Below are 13,543 nucleotides of genomic sequence, written 5' to 3' on the forward strand. Positions count from 1 at the left end.
CGTGGGAATGGTGACGCGGGGTGGAGCAGCCCGGTAGCTCGTCAGGCTCATAACCTGAAGGTCGTAGGTTCAAATCCTACCCCCGCAACCAGCATAACAGGCCGTCCTTCGGGGCGGCCTTTTTGCGTTTGGGCGACAAGCGACGTCACTCCTGACGCGCCCCGCGAGGAAACTCGATCGCCTGCGCAAGGTCAGGCACTGGCCGCCTTGCCGAAACCGCACTTGCCGGGACCCTTGCGCCGCAACGGATGTTCAAGAAGGCGTGCGCATCGCGACCTACAACGTCAACGGCGTCAACGGGCGCCTGCCGGTCCTCCTCGAGTGGCTCGAAGCGACCGCGCCCGACGTTGTCTGCCTCCAGGAATTGAAGGCGCCTGACGAGAAATTCCCTGCCGCCGCGATCGAGCAGGCCGGATACGGCGCCATCTGGCATGGGCAGAAGAGCTGGAACGGTGTCGCGATCCTGGCCCGCGGCGGAACCCCGGTCGAGACACGCCGCGGCCTCCCCGACGATCCCGATCCGGCCCAGAGCCGCTATCTCGAGGCGGCGGTCAACGGCGTGGTGGTCGGCTGCCTTTATCTTCCCAACGGCAATCCCCGCCCCGGGCCCAAGTTCGACTACAAATTGCGCTGGATGGCGGCGTTCGAGGCGCTGGCGGGCAAACTGTTCGATCTAGGCGAACCGGTCGTACTGGCCGGCGACTATAATATCATCCCGACCGAAGCCGACGTCTACAAGCCCGAGCGGTGGGTCGACGATGCCCTGTTCGCGCCCGATGTCCGTGCAGCGTTCAAGCGACTGACCGATGCCGGCTGGACCGACGCCCTGCGCCACCTCCACCCGGACGAGCAGGTCTTCACCTTCTGGGACTATTTTCGCAACGCCTTCGCGCGCGACGCAGGGCTGCGGATCGACCACCAGCTCCTCAATGCCGCCGCTGCCAAGCGCCTCAAGGCAGCGGGCGTCGACCGCAGTGCGCGCGGGCTTCCCAAGACCAGCGACCACGCGCCTGTCTGGATCGAACTGAAGTGACCGCCCCGAAGACTATGGAAGCGCTCCTGGTCGCGGAGCTGCCTGACGGGCCCGAATGGCGGTTCGAACCCAAATGGGACGGCTTTCGCTGCCTGGCCGTCCGGGAAGGCGGGAAGGTCGCGCTATGGTCGCGCTCGGGCAAACCGCTCGGTCGCTATTTTCCGGAAGTCGAGGCCATGATCGCGGAGCTCCCCGCTGGCGACATCAGTCTCGACGGAGAGCTAATCATCGAGACTGCGGCAGGTCTGAGCTTCGATGCCCTGTCGCAGCGCCTCCATCCCGCCGAAAGCCGGATCCGCAAACTGGCGGCCGAAACGCCGGCGAAATTCATGGCGTTCGATCTGCTGCGCCTCGGCGCGGACGATCTTGCCGAACAGCCCCTCGCCAAGCGTCGTCGTCACCTCGAACGCATTATGGCCCGCAAGCATTCGGCGTCACTGATCCTTTCCCCCCAGACCGACAAACCAGCCGAGGCGCTGCGCTGGCTCGAACGAAGCGGCGGTGCGCTCGACGGCGTCGTCGCCAAGCGGGCCGACGAACCCTACCGCGCGGGCGAGCGCGCCATGCTCAAGGTCAAGAACCATCGCAGCGCCGATTGCGTTGTCGGTGGCTATCGCGAGGACGCCAAGGGCGACGGCGTCGCGTCCCTGCTCCTCGGCCTCTATGGCGATGACGGCCTGCTGCACCATGTCGGTTTCTGTTCGAGCTTCAAGGCTGCCGAACGGCGCCAATGGGCCCGTGACCTCGCGCCGCTTGCCGGGGGTGCGGGCTTTACCGGCAACCGCCCGGACAAACCCAGCCGCTGGGCCCGCGAGCGAACGGTCGAATGGACCCCGCTTCGCCCAGAACTGGTGGTCGAGGTGCTCTACGACCAGGTCACCGCGGGCCGTTTCCGGCATGGCACGCGCCTCCTGCGCAAGCGGCCCGACAAGCGCCCGGACCAGTGCCGATGCGAACAGCTTCGCCATCCCCTCACTCCCGCCGAGCTGAGCGACCTCCTCGCCGTGGAGTGAACCTGCATTGGCAATGTCGGCCGTGACACGTAGGCTGCTCTCTGCCGGTCGTTTCACCCGCACAAGCAGGGGCATCCATGCCTGAGTTTTTGAGTGGATTCTTCGAGGGCAATTACGCACCGCACGGTTACTGCCTGCTGTGGCGCCCCGAACTTATCTGGACCCATGTCGTTTCCGACGCGCTGATCGCCGCGGCCTATTTTTCCATCCCCGTTGCGCTCGTCACCCTGGTCCGCCGCCGCCCCGATGTGACCTTCGGGAAGATGTTCTGGCTGTTCGCCCTTTTCATCCTGTCGTGCGGCTTCACGCACGTAATGGGGATCTGGAACCTGTGGCACGGCGACTATGCCGCCGAAGCGGCCATCAAGGCGATCACTGCCGCGGCAAGCGTGCCGACGGCGATCCTGCTGTGGCCTCTGCTGCCCAAGGCGCTGGCCATCCCGAGCCCCACCATGCTGCAGAAGAAGAACGAGGAACTGGCGCAAGCGCTGGCCGAGCGCGACAAGGTTCTCGAGCAGCTGCGCAGCGAAGTCACCCAGCGCGAACGGGCCGAGGCAGCACTGGTCCAGGCCAACAAGATGGAAGCCGTCGGTCAGCTGACCGGGGGCATCGCGCATGATTTCAACAACCTCCTTCAGGCCATCTCGGGAAATCTCGAACTGATCCAGATGGCTCCGGACAACCGCGACAAGGTGATGCGCTGGGCGGGCAACGCCTCGCAGGCGGCCGAGCGCGGGACGCGGCTGACCGGCCAGCTGCTGACCTTTTCGCGCCGGCAGCGGCTCGAAGCGACCGCGGTCGACGTCAGCAAACTTTTGTCCAACATGTCTGAACTACTCCGCAATTCGGTCGGGCCGCGGGTCGACCTCAAGGTGGAAGTCGCCGAAGGACTTGGGCACGTCCGCAGCGATGCCACCCAGCTCGAGCTCGCCATCCTCAATCTTGCGATCAACGGCCGCGACGCGATGCCCTCGGGCGGCCGCCTGACGGTAAGCGCCGAGCGCGGCGGCGACGAGCACATCGAAATCCGCATCATCGATGAAGGGGTCGGCATGACCCCGGAAATTGCCCAGCGCGCCTTGGAGCCTTTCTTCACGACCAAGGGGCCGGGGCGTGGGACCGGGCTTGGCCTGTCCATGGCCTATGGCGTCGCGCGCGCGGCTGGCGGCGACCTCAGGGTCGACAGTGTCGCCGGCGCGGGCACGACCATCACCATCCTCCTGCCGCCGGTTTCCGACGAGACAGACGGGGCCGCGGCGGTGGCGGCAAGCGACAAGCGGGCGGTGCCTGCGAAGAAGGTCGACGTGCTGCTGGTCGACGACGATCCCGAGGTGCGGCAGGCAGTCGCCGACATGCTCCGCGCGGATGGGCATCACGTGCGCGAATCCGAAAACGGCCCGCAGGCGCTGCTCGAACTCGAACGAAGCCCGCCCGACCTGATGCTGCTCGATTTTGCGATGCCGGGAATGAACGGCGCGCAGCTTGCAGCGCAGGCGCTGGATCGCAAGCCCGATCTCAAGCTGCTGTTCCTGACCGGCTATGCGGACAGCGAGGCGATCGACCAGGCCGTCGATGGTTCCGCGCAGATCCTGAAGAAACCTGTCAGCGCGGGCTCTCTCGCCGCCGCAATCGAGAAACTGCTCGGCTAGGCCCGGCTGGCAAAGCCGGCCAGCACCTCGGCCAGCCAACGGCCCGCGGTCAGCGCGCTGAGATCGGTCGGGTCGAGCGTCGGGTCCCATTCGGTCAAATCGATCAGCCGCACGCTCGGCTGCGCCGCAAGCCACCGTGCCGCGGCGAAGAATTCCTGGGCCAGCATCCCGCCCGGGCGCGCGCCGGGCGCCGCGGGAAACTGGCTGCGATCGATCACGTCGATATCGCAATCAACCATGATGGCGCGGCAATGCTGCAGCCTCTCCATCGCCGCCTCCAGCACCTCGATCGTCCCCTGCTCGAGCAGATCGCGAAGGGTCACGACCAAGTGACCGCCGGCAATCGCATCGCGGTGCATGCCCGGGGCATTGGCGAAGGGAGCAAGGCCGATCTGGACGATGTTTGCGCCCGGCAGCCCGTCCTCGCGCAGCGCCCGGACCGGGTTGCCGTTGCTCAGGCCCTGCTCCAGCCTGCGCATGTCGAAATGCGCGTCGAGGGTGACGAGGCCCACTTCCGCAATCTCAAGTTCCAGTGCGTCCGCCAAGCCGAGCAGCCCTGGCCGGGTGACCGCATTGTTGCCGCCGATCAGCAGCGTCAGCGCGTGACGCTGGGCGGACCCGCGCACGGCAGAGCGGATGGGTGCCGTCGCTTCCTCGATCGACTTGTCACCCAGCATGATGTCGCCATGGTCGGCAACCAGTGTGCCGAGTTCCTGTCCGGTATCGATGTCATAGGTGCCGATGCGCCGAAGCACCGCGCGAAGCGCCGACGGCGCAAGGTCGCACCGTCCAGGCGTGACCGACCCAGCCCCCAGCGGAGCACCGATCAAGCCCACTGGTGTCTCAGCATCGGCGGGAACGAGAAGATCGGACAGGTTGGGCCAGGCGCTGGTCATTGCCGCTGCTGTAGCAGCCGCCTACAGCCCTGCCCATGTGGGACCGCCTGCTGACCGACTGCCATGCCCTGACGATGGTCGCAGCGCCCGGCAATCCGCTGGGGCTGATCAGAAACGCCGCCATCGGCATTCACGAAGGCCGGATCGTCCGCGTCGGCCGCCGCACCGAGCTTGCCGGAACCCGCGCCTCCGAAGTGGTGCCGCTTGGCGGGGCGTTCGTCACGCCGGGCCTCATCGACTGCCACACGCACCTCGTCTTCGGCGGGACCCGCGCCACCGAACACGCCCAGCGGCGCGCAGGCGCGAGCTATGAGGAGATTGCGCGCGCCGGCGGGGGCATCGCCTCGACCGTCCGCGCAACCGCCGCCGCCAGTACGACCGAGCTTCTCGAACAAAGCCGCACGCGTCTCCATGCGCTGATGCGGGGAGGGGTGACCACGGTCGAGATCAAGTCGGGCTATGGCCTCGATCCCGCGTCCGAACTCCGGCTCCTTAACATCATCCGCACCCTGTCACGATCGGAGCGGGTGCGGGTCGTTCCGACGCTTCTGGCCCTCCATGCTCTTCCCCAAGGCGCCGACCGCGACACCTATGTCGAGCGGATGGTCGGAGACCTGCTGCCGACCGTCGCCCGCCTTGGCCTCGCCACATCGGTCGATGCCTTCTGCGAGACGATCGCCTTCACCCCCGCCGAAACCGAGCGCCTGTTCGACGCCGCGGCGAGCCACGGCCTTCCGGTCCGTCTTCATGCCGAGCAATTGTCGAACCAGTCCGGCGCGGCGCTGGCGGCGCGTTACCAGGCGCTGTCGGCCGATCATCTCGAGCATCTCGACGCCGCCGGGGCAGCGGCGATGGCGCGCGCCGGGACGGTCGCGGTGCTGCTTCCGGGCGCCTTCTACACCCTGCAGGAAGAAAGGCGCCCGCCGGTCGATCTGCTCCGCGAGCACCAGGTCCCGATCGCCATTGCCACCGATTGCAATCCGGGCACCTCGCCCTTGCTGAACCCGCAGCTCGCCATGAACATGGCCTGCACCCTGTTTGGACTGACGCCGGAGGAGGCGATAAGCGGAATGACCATCAATGCGGCCCGTGCGCTCGGGATGGCGGACGAGATCGGAACGCTCGAGCCTGGCAAGGCGGCCGACCTTTGCGCCTGGCGCATCGCTGACCCGGCGGAGCTTGGCTACTGGATGGGCCTGATGCCCGAGCGCCGCCTGGTGGGAGGAATGGACGCGTGACCGATCGGCGTGACAACCAGCGGATCATCCGGGCTCGCCGCGGCACGGAGATCAAGGCCAGGAGCTGGCAGACCGAAGCCGCCGTCCGGATGCTCCAGAACAATCTCGACGACGAGGTTGCCGAGGATCCGCAGAGCCTGGTCGTCTATGGCGGCATCGGCCGCGCCGCGCGCGACTGGCCGAGTTTCGACGGAATCGTCACGACCCTCGAGCGGCTGGAGGATGACGAAACCCTGCTGGTGCAGTCGGGCAAGCCGGTCGGCGTGTTCCGCACCCACCGCGATGCGCCGCGGGTGCTGCTCGCCAACTCCAACCTCGTCCCCAAATGGGCGACGTGGGAGCATTTCCACGCGCTCGATCGCGCCGGGCTGATGATGTACGGCCAGATGACCGCCGGCAGCTGGATCTACATCGGCACGCAGGGCATCGTTCAGGGCACTTACGAGACCTTTGCCGAGATGGGCCGGCAGCATTTCGGCGGCGACCTCAGCGGCAAGTGGATCCTCACCGCGGGTCTTGGCGGCATGGGCGGCGCGCAACCGCTGGCGGCAGTGATGGCCGGCGCGCACTGCATCGCCATCGAATGCCAGGAAAGCCGGATCGAGAAACGGCTCGAAACCCGCTACCTCGACCGCCGCGCGGCGACCATCGACGAGGCGCTGGAGATCATCGCCGCCGCGACCGAGCCGACCAGCGTTGGCCTTCTCGGCAATGCGGCGGAGCTCGTGCCCGAAATGCTCGCCCGCGGCATCCGCCCGGACGCCATCACCGACCAGACGAGCGCCCACGATCCCGTGAACGGATACCTCCCGATGGGCTGGACCGTCGCCGAATGGATCGAGCGCCGCGAACGCGATCCCGAAGGCACCGCAACCGCCGCGCGCATCTCGATGGCCCGCCACGTCGAGGCGCTGCTAAGCTTCAAGGCGGAGGGCATTCCGGTCTTCGACTATGGCAACAACATCCGCCAGGAAGCGCTCGACACCGGGGTCGCACATGCCTTCGACTTCCCCGGCTTCGTGCCCGCCTACATCCGGCCGCTGTTTTGCCGCGGCATCGGCCCGTTCCGCTGGGTCGCGCTGTCGGGCGATCCCGAGGACATCTACAGGACCGACGCCAAGGTGAAGGAGCTGATCCCCGATGATCCGCACCTCCACCGCTGGCTCGATATGGCGCGCGAGCGGATCGCCTTCCAGGGCCTGCCCGCGCGCATCTGCTGGGTCGGCCTCGGCCAGCGCCACCGCCTCGGCCTCGCCTTCAACGAAATGGTCAGGAACGGCGAACTCAAAGCTCCGATCGTCATCGGCCGCGACCATCTCGACAGCGGATCGGTCGCCTCGCCCAACCGTGAGACCGAGGCGATGAAAGACGGCAGCGACGCGGTCAGCGACTGGCCTTTGCTCAACGCCCTCCTCAACACCGCCAGCGGTGCGACCTGGGTGTCGCTCCACCACGGCGGCGGGGTCGGCATGGGCTACAGCCAGCATGCCGGCATGGTGATCGTCGCCGACGGCACCGACGAGGCCGCGCGGCGGCTGGAGCGGGTGCTGTGGAACGACCCCGCCACCGGCGTGATGCGCCATGCCGATGCCGGCTATGACGAAGCGGTCGCCTGCGCGCGCGAACAGGGACTGGACCTGCCGAGCCTCGGCTGAAATTCGGCGCCGTGGTCGAAGCGAGCAAGTGCGCCGCCGGGGCGCACGCCGCTCGGGATGATTTCGTCAGATGAAGCCGAAGTCATCCGCATGGAGGCTGTTCATCGCGACCCCGGTCAGAACAACCGTATTTCCCCGGCCGTCGCCAATCCACGTGTCGGCCCCGACCTGCGCGGCATTCGACATGATCTGCGCAAAGCTGTTGAAGATGTCCCGGCTGAAGATCACCGCATCCGGTGATCCGGCGCCGGCAACGAAATCGGCAATGACGTCGACGCCCCAATTGGCGTTGATGATGAAGAGGTCCGAACCGCCGCCTCCGAACAGCGTGTCATATCCGCCCCGGCCTTCCATGACGTTGGCGCGGTCGTTGCCGACGATGATGTTATCGCCCGAATTTCCGTACCCGTAGGTCTGGGTCCCATAGTTCATGAGCAGATATTCGGTGTTCGCCGGCAAGGTGTAATTGTCATAGGCGTAGACGACATCGGTGCCCTCTCCGGCGGCTTCCACGATGCGGTCGCCATCGCCGCCCACTTCGTAATTGTCGTTGCCCGCGCCGCCGACCATCAGATCGGCTCCCCCGCCCCCGATCAGCAGGTCGTCGCCGAAGCCACCGTAAAGGGTGTCGTTGCCCTGATCGCCGTAAAGCCAGTCGTTGCCGCGTCCTCCGTCCAGAAGATCGTTGCCGTCGCCGCCGTGCAGGCCCGAATAGGCGATTTGCGACCGCTGCCCTGAGGCAAAGGCAAAGCCCGAATCGTCGCCTTCACCGCCGATGAGGGTGTCGTTTCCGCTGCCGCCGTCGAGGTAATCGCTGCCTCGTCCGCCATCCAGATAATCGTCACCCGCGCCGCCGAAGAGGCCTAGCGGAACGGAGGCGTTGCCGGGGTCGGACTGGTAAATTCCGGAATCATTGCCGTCCCCGCCGTAGAGGATGTCGTTTCCGTCATCCCCGTAGAGACCGTCTTGGCCCTCGGTCCCCACCAGATAGTCGTCGCCCTGGCCGCCCCGGATCACCGCCACCATAAGCAAACCCTCCGTTCACACGTTACACGTTCCCTCCTCTGACGAACCATCGGTCGGTCTATTGGTTTCTGCCTTATGTCCGCTTGCCAACAGATGCGGACAGCTAGGCCGCTGAACTTTACGACGCGATGATCCGTGAGCGCGGGAATGCCCGGTCATCATCCCACTCCCTTCGGGCTGTGATCCGCTCTAAGCGGGGCCATGCTCAATCTCGATCCCGAAGCCGTCGACCTTTCTCTCCTCCGCCAGCTGTGGACCGGGGCGCCCGCGCGCCTCGCCGACGCGGCACTTGCCCGGGTGGACGCCGCCGCCGCCGCCGTGGCCCGCATCGTCGCCTCGGGCGAGACGGTATACGGCATCAACACCGGCTTCGGCCTCCTCGCACAGGAGCGAATCCCGGCCGAGCGTCTGGCCGAGCTGCAGCGCAATCTCATCCTGTCGCACAGCTGCGGGCTCGGCGAAGCGACGCCGCGCCACGTGACAAGGCTGATGATCGTTCTGAAGTTGCTCGGCCTCGGGCGCGGGCATTCCGGGGTTCGGCGCGAGGTCGTTGATGCCCTGCAAGCGCTGATCGACGCCGATGCGATGCCGGTCATTCCCTCGCAGGGGTCGGTCGGCGCTTCGGGCGATCTTGCTCCGCTGGCGCACATGACCGCTGCGTTGATGGGGCACGGCTGGATCGACCTCGCTGGCGAGAAGCTAACCGCGGCCGCCGCGCTGGAACGGCTTGGGCGCAGCCCGCTGGAGCTTGGCCCCAAGGAAGGCCTCGCGCTGATCAACGGGACGCAGTTCAGCACTGCGGTCGCGCTCGATGCCCTGTTCGCGGCGGAACGGGTGTTCGGCGCGGCGCTCCAGGCGGGCGCGCTGGCGGTCGATGCGCTGAAGGGAAGTGTGAAGCCCTTCGACCCGCGCATCTCGGCCCTGCGCGGACAGCCGGGACAGGTCCGCGTCGCGGCCGAATTGACCCGCTTGCTCGACGGGTCGGCAATCGTCTCCTCGCACCACCGCTGCGGCCGGGTGCAGGATCCCTACAGCTTCCGCTGCCAGCCGCAGGTAATGGGCGCCGCGCTTGACCTCCTGGAGAATGCCGCGCGCACCCTTGTCATCGAGGCGGCGGCGGTCACCGACAATCCGATCCTCTTCAGCGGCGACGAGGGCGACGACGCCATCTCCGGCGGCAACTTCCATGCCCAGCCGGTCGCCTTTGCCGCCGACACCATTACCATGGCGCTGTGCGAAGTGGCGAGCCTGTCCGAGCGGCGGATCTCGGTGCTCGTCGATCCCAAGATGAGCGGCCTTCCGGCCTTCCTGACCGACGATGGCGGGGTCAACAGCGGGCTGATGATCCCGCAGGTGACTGCCGCCGCGCTGGTCGCGGAAAATCGCAGCCTTGCCTTTCCGGTGTCGGTGGACAGCATTCCCACCTCGGCCGGACAGGAAGACCATGTCTCGATGGCGCCGATCGCGGGGCGAAAGGCGGCCGTGGTCGCGCGCAACGCGGCGGGCGTCGTCGCGGTGGAATTGATCACCGCCGCGCAAGGCGTCGACTATCACGCGCCGCTTGCCACCTCGGCAGCGCTGGCCGGGCTTCATGGCACGGTGCGCTCAATCAGTCCTCGCCTCGAAGCGGACCGCTACTGGGCGGACGAGATGGCGGCGCTGCAGGCGGCGGTGCTGGACGGCCGGATGAGCGGCGGCTTTCTTCTTGGCCGCTGAGCCCCTAGAGGCGCTTCCCATGTCCATCACAGTCAGCAGCGCGTTCGACAGCGGCAACATTCGCCTGGTCAAGTCGGAAGGGTCCACCCTCGACCTGGAGATCGTCAACGATCACCAGTCCGACTTCTACCAATGGTTCCATTTTCGCCTGTCGGGCGTGCGCGGGCAGCAGGTCACGCTGCGCATCATCAATTGCGCCAATTCCGCCTACCCGATGGGCTGGCCCGACTATCAGGCGCGCGTCTCGACCGACCGCGAGACCTGGGTGCTGGCCGACACCAGCTACGCCGACGGGGTGCTCACCATCACTGTCGAAGGCGATACCGACATCCTGTGGGTCGCCTATTTCGCCCCTTATTCGATGGAGCGGCATCACGACCTGGTCGCCGCCATCGCCGAGGTCGACGGGGTCACGCACCGCACGCTGGGCGCCAGTCTCGACGGTCAGCCGATCGATTGCCTGACGGTCGGCGAAGGTCCGCTGACGGTGTGGCTCTATGCCCGCCAGCATCCGGGCGAGAGCATGGCCGAATGGTGGATGGAAGGCGCGCTCGAAAAGCTGGTCGATTATGACGATCCGGTCGCCCGCGCGCTCCGTCAGCGCTGCACCTTCCACGTCGTTCCGAATATGAACCCGGACGGCTCCGCACGCGGGCACCTGCGCACCAATGCGGCCGGCGTGAACCTCAACCGCGAATGGCACGCGCCCTCGGCCGAGCGGAGCCCGGAAGTGCTGTGCGTCCGCAACGCGATGGACCAGGACAAGCCGGTGTTCGCGATGGACATTCACGGTGACGAGGCGATTGCCGCCAACTTCCTCGCCGGCTTCGAAGGCATCCCGAGCCTCAAGCCCCGGCAGGAGGAGATGTACCACCTGTTCGCCAACACGCTCGAGCGGATCTGCCCCGATTTCCAGACGCAGCAGGGCTATGAACTGTCGCGCCCGGGCGAAGCGAACCTGTCGATGAGCACGACCCAGCTTGCCGAGCGCTACGGCTGCGTCTCGATGACGCTGGAAATGCCGTTCAAGGACCATGCGCCGCTGGCCGATCCGATCCAGGGCTGGAGCCCCGAGCGGAGTAAGGCGCTGGCCCGCTCCTGCCTCGACGCGCTGCACCAGATCCTGCCCGAGCTGGAGGCGAAGTAAGCGCCATGCCGACCCTCGTCCTCCTCCGCCACGGCCAGAGCCAGTGGAACCTCGAGAACCGTTTCACCGGCTGGTGGGACGTCGATGTCACCGCAGCGGGCGAGGCCGAGGCGACGGCGGCGGGCGAGCTGTTCAAGGCCAGGGGGGTCGATTTCGACCGGGTGTTCACGTCAGTTCAGAAGCGCGCGATCCGCACCGCCAACCTGGCGCTCGACGCGATGGACCGGCTGTGGCTGCCGATGACCAAGGACTGGCGGCTGAACGAGCGGCATTATGGCGGCCTGACCGGTCTCAACAAGGCCGAGACGGTGGCCAAGGTCGGTGAGGAGCAGGTCAAGATCTGGCGCCGCAGCTTCGACGTGCCGCCGCCGCTGGAGGCCGACAGCCCCTATGCGAGCCTGCAGCAGGACCGCCGCTATGCGGGGATTCCCGTTCCCGCGACCGAAAGCCTCAAGGACACGATTGCCCGCGTGTTGCCTTATTGGGAAGCAGACATCGCGCCGTGCCTGAAGCGCGGGGAGCGGGTGCTGATCGCAGCTCACGGCAACAGCCTGCGCGCGCTCGAAAAGCATCTTTCGGGTATTTCCGACGCCGAGATCACCGGGCTCGAGATCCCGACCGGCCAGCCGATTGTCTACGAACTCGACGACCAGCTGCAGCGCGTCGACCGCTACTACCTGTCGGAGCGCTGAGCGGGCGGTCGCTGCATCTGCTGTCGCGGTCGCCGCGTAACTTGTCAGGTGCAAACGACCGCTCCTCTACTAGCAGCAACCACGCCTCTCGCTCGCGGTCTCGGGAGGGCCGCAGCGCCGCGGCACATCCGTTTCGCAACCGATCGGCGATCAGCCGGCTTTGCAATTGGTGCCCGGCATGCCAGACCCTGCCACGTGAGCATTTGGGCGTCAGACGATCGTAAGGAAGCCCAGGCTGCGCTCGTAGCCGCGTTGCGTGCCGCAGCGGGGGGCGATCGCGACGCGCTTCGCAATGTCTTCGACCGCACCTCGGGCAAGTTGATGGCGATCTGCCTCAGGATCCTGAACGACCGCGACGAAGCCGAGGACGTGCTTCAGGAAGTCTATGTAAGCGTGTGGACGCGGGCGGCGAGCTTCGATCCGGCGCGGGCCAGCCCTGTCACCTGGCTTGCCACCATCGCCCGCAACCGCGCCATCGACCGCCTCCGCTCACGCCGGTCGCGCGGGCTCGCGGCCCCGGTCGAGGAAGCGCTGGAGCTTGCCGACGATCGGCCCGACGCATTCGCCGCCGCTGCCGAGCGCGAGGATGGCGAGCGTATCCACCATTGCCTCGGCACGCTCGAACCACGCACGCAAAAGCTGATCCGCATCGCCTTCTTCGAGGGCCTGTCGCATTCGGAGCTCGCAACGCGATTGGGTGAACCGCTTGGAACGGTGAAAAGCTGGATCCGGCGCGGGCTGCAAAGCCTCAAGAAGTGTCTCGGCGGATGAGCGACGACCTTACCCTCGCCGCCGAATATGTGCTTCGCCTGCTCGAAGGCGAGGAATTGCTCGACGCGCGCCGCCGGCTCGCCGCCGACCCTGCCTTCGCTTCCGAAGTCGCCTGGTGGGAAGCACGGCTCGGCCCTCTCTACGAGGAATTTGGCGAGGAAGCGCCCTCGCGTGAGCTGTGGTCGCGGATCGTGCGGCGGCTCGACCAGCCCGGCGACAATGTCGTCACCCTGAAGCGCCAGCTGGCGCGGTGGCGCGCTGCCGCCGCCGGCGCGGCTGTCGCCGCCGCGGTGCTGCTCGGCCTGCAGCTGCGGCCCGACACCCCGCTTCCGGCCCCCGCGCCGCAGGAGCGCCCGGCGGCACCGCTGCTGGTCGCCTCGCTGGTCGGCAAGGAAGCGCCCGAGGCCCTTACCGTCGCCTACCGCGCCGACACGCGCGAACTGGTGATCACGCCGGCGCGGGTCGAGGCGCCTGCCAATCGCGCCCGCCAGTTGTGGCTGATCCCGGCCGGCGGCCAGCCGATCTCGCTCGGTCTCGTCGCAAGCGAAGGCATTCAGCGCCGGGTGATCGCGGTCGGCATCGCCCGCCGCTTCGCCGATGGCGGCACGATCGCCGTGTCGGACGAGCCGACGGGCGGATCGCCAACCGGTCAGCCGACCGGCGCGGTCCTTGCAGCGGGTAATCTCGGCACCGTCTGAACGACGCGC

12 protein-coding genes and 1 tRNA gene are annotated in these 13,543 nt (G+C 67.1%); 11 read left to right on the plus strand and 2 right to left on the minus strand.

Annotated features, from left to right (window positions below):
• Window positions 1–14 precede the first annotated feature (14 nt).
• From ABD729_RS03455 to ABD729_RS03470, 4 genes are all read left to right on the plus strand, one after another.
• Window positions 15–91: transfer RNA gene (locus ABD729_RS03455), tRNA-Met, on the plus strand.
• 171 nt (window positions 92–262) lie between these two features.
• Window positions 263–1,033: an exodeoxyribonuclease III gene (locus ABD729_RS03460; protein WP_344708755.1), complete on the plus strand. Its 771-nt coding sequence runs from the start codon at window positions 263–265 to the stop codon at window positions 1,031–1,033.
• A gap of 14 nt (window positions 1,034–1,047) precedes the next feature.
• A complete protein-coding gene (locus ABD729_RS03465; RefSeq protein ID WP_344708756.1) occupies window positions 1,048–2,046 on the plus strand; it encodes an ATP-dependent DNA ligase in 999 nt (332 codons plus the stop codon).
• A gap of 77 nt (window positions 2,047–2,123) precedes the next feature.
• Complete coding sequence (locus ABD729_RS03470; protein WP_344708757.1) at window positions 2,124–3,695, plus strand: response regulator; 1,572 nt, start codon at window positions 2,124–2,126, stop codon at window positions 3,693–3,695.
• Here ABD729_RS03470 and ABD729_RS03475 read toward each other — a convergent pair.
• Window positions 3,692–4,591: an arginase family protein gene (locus ABD729_RS03475; RefSeq protein WP_344708758.1), complete on the minus strand. Its 900-nt coding sequence runs from the start codon at window positions 4,589–4,591 to the stop codon at window positions 3,692–3,694. The genes ABD729_RS03470 and ABD729_RS03475 overlap by 4 nt on opposite strands.
• A 35-nt stretch (window positions 4,592–4,626) precedes the next feature.
• On the opposite strand from ABD729_RS03475, the gene hutI reads away from it, so the two are divergent.
• Complete coding sequence (gene hutI, locus ABD729_RS03480) at window positions 4,627–5,829, plus strand: imidazolonepropionase (RefSeq protein WP_344708759.1); 1,203 nt, start codon at window positions 4,627–4,629, stop codon at window positions 5,827–5,829.
• Window positions 5,826–7,484 (plus strand): urocanate hydratase, encoded by a 1,659-nt coding sequence (gene hutU / locus ABD729_RS03485; RefSeq protein WP_344708760.1) that lies wholly within the window; start codon window positions 5,826–5,828, stop codon window positions 7,482–7,484. The genes hutI and hutU overlap by 4 nt, the downstream gene beginning before the upstream one ends.
• Before the next feature lie 66 nt (window positions 7,485–7,550).
• Here the strand turns inward: hutU and ABD729_RS03490 are convergent, their stop codons facing one another.
• A complete protein-coding gene (locus ABD729_RS03490) occupies window positions 7,551–8,501 on the minus strand; it encodes a calcium-binding protein (protein WP_344708761.1) in 951 nt (316 codons plus the stop codon).
• Window positions 8,502–8,711: 210 nt separating this feature from the next.
• Here ABD729_RS03490 and hutH point away from each other — a divergent pair, with 210 nt between their 5' ends.
• From hutH to ABD729_RS03515, 5 genes are all read left to right on the plus strand, one after another.
• Window positions 8,712–10,226: a histidine ammonia-lyase gene (gene hutH / locus ABD729_RS03495; protein WP_344708762.1), complete on the plus strand. Its 1,515-nt coding sequence runs from the start codon at window positions 8,712–8,714 to the stop codon at window positions 10,224–10,226.
• Window positions 10,227–10,245: 19 nt separating this feature from the next.
• Complete coding sequence (locus ABD729_RS03500; protein ID WP_344708763.1) at window positions 10,246–11,373, plus strand: M14 family metallopeptidase; 1,128 nt, start codon at window positions 10,246–10,248, stop codon at window positions 11,371–11,373.
• Window positions 11,374–11,378: 5 nt separating this feature from the next.
• The gene (gene gpmA / locus ABD729_RS03505; RefSeq protein WP_344708764.1) at window positions 11,379–12,065 is read left to right on the plus strand and encodes a 2,3-diphosphoglycerate-dependent phosphoglycerate mutase; all 687 of its coding nucleotides are present in this window, start codon (window positions 11,379–11,381) and stop codon (window positions 12,063–12,065) included.
• A gap of 195 nt (window positions 12,066–12,260) precedes the next feature.
• Window positions 12,261–12,836: a sigma-70 family RNA polymerase sigma factor gene (locus tag ABD729_RS03510; RefSeq protein ID WP_344708765.1), complete on the plus strand. Its 576-nt coding sequence runs from the start codon at window positions 12,261–12,263 to the stop codon at window positions 12,834–12,836.
• On the plus strand, window positions 12,833–13,534 hold the full coding sequence (locus ABD729_RS03515) for an anti-sigma factor (RefSeq protein WP_344708766.1): 702 nt from the start codon (window positions 12,833–12,835) through the stop codon (window positions 13,532–13,534). The genes ABD729_RS03510 and ABD729_RS03515 overlap by 4 nt, the downstream gene beginning before the upstream one ends.
• The last annotated feature ends 9 nt before the right edge of the window (window positions 13,535–13,543 follow it).

Origin of the sequence: Sphingomonas humi (assembly GCF_039536725.1) — a bacterium.
GTDB lineage: Bacteria > Pseudomonadota > Alphaproteobacteria > Sphingomonadales > Sphingomonadaceae > Sphingomicrobium > Sphingomicrobium humi.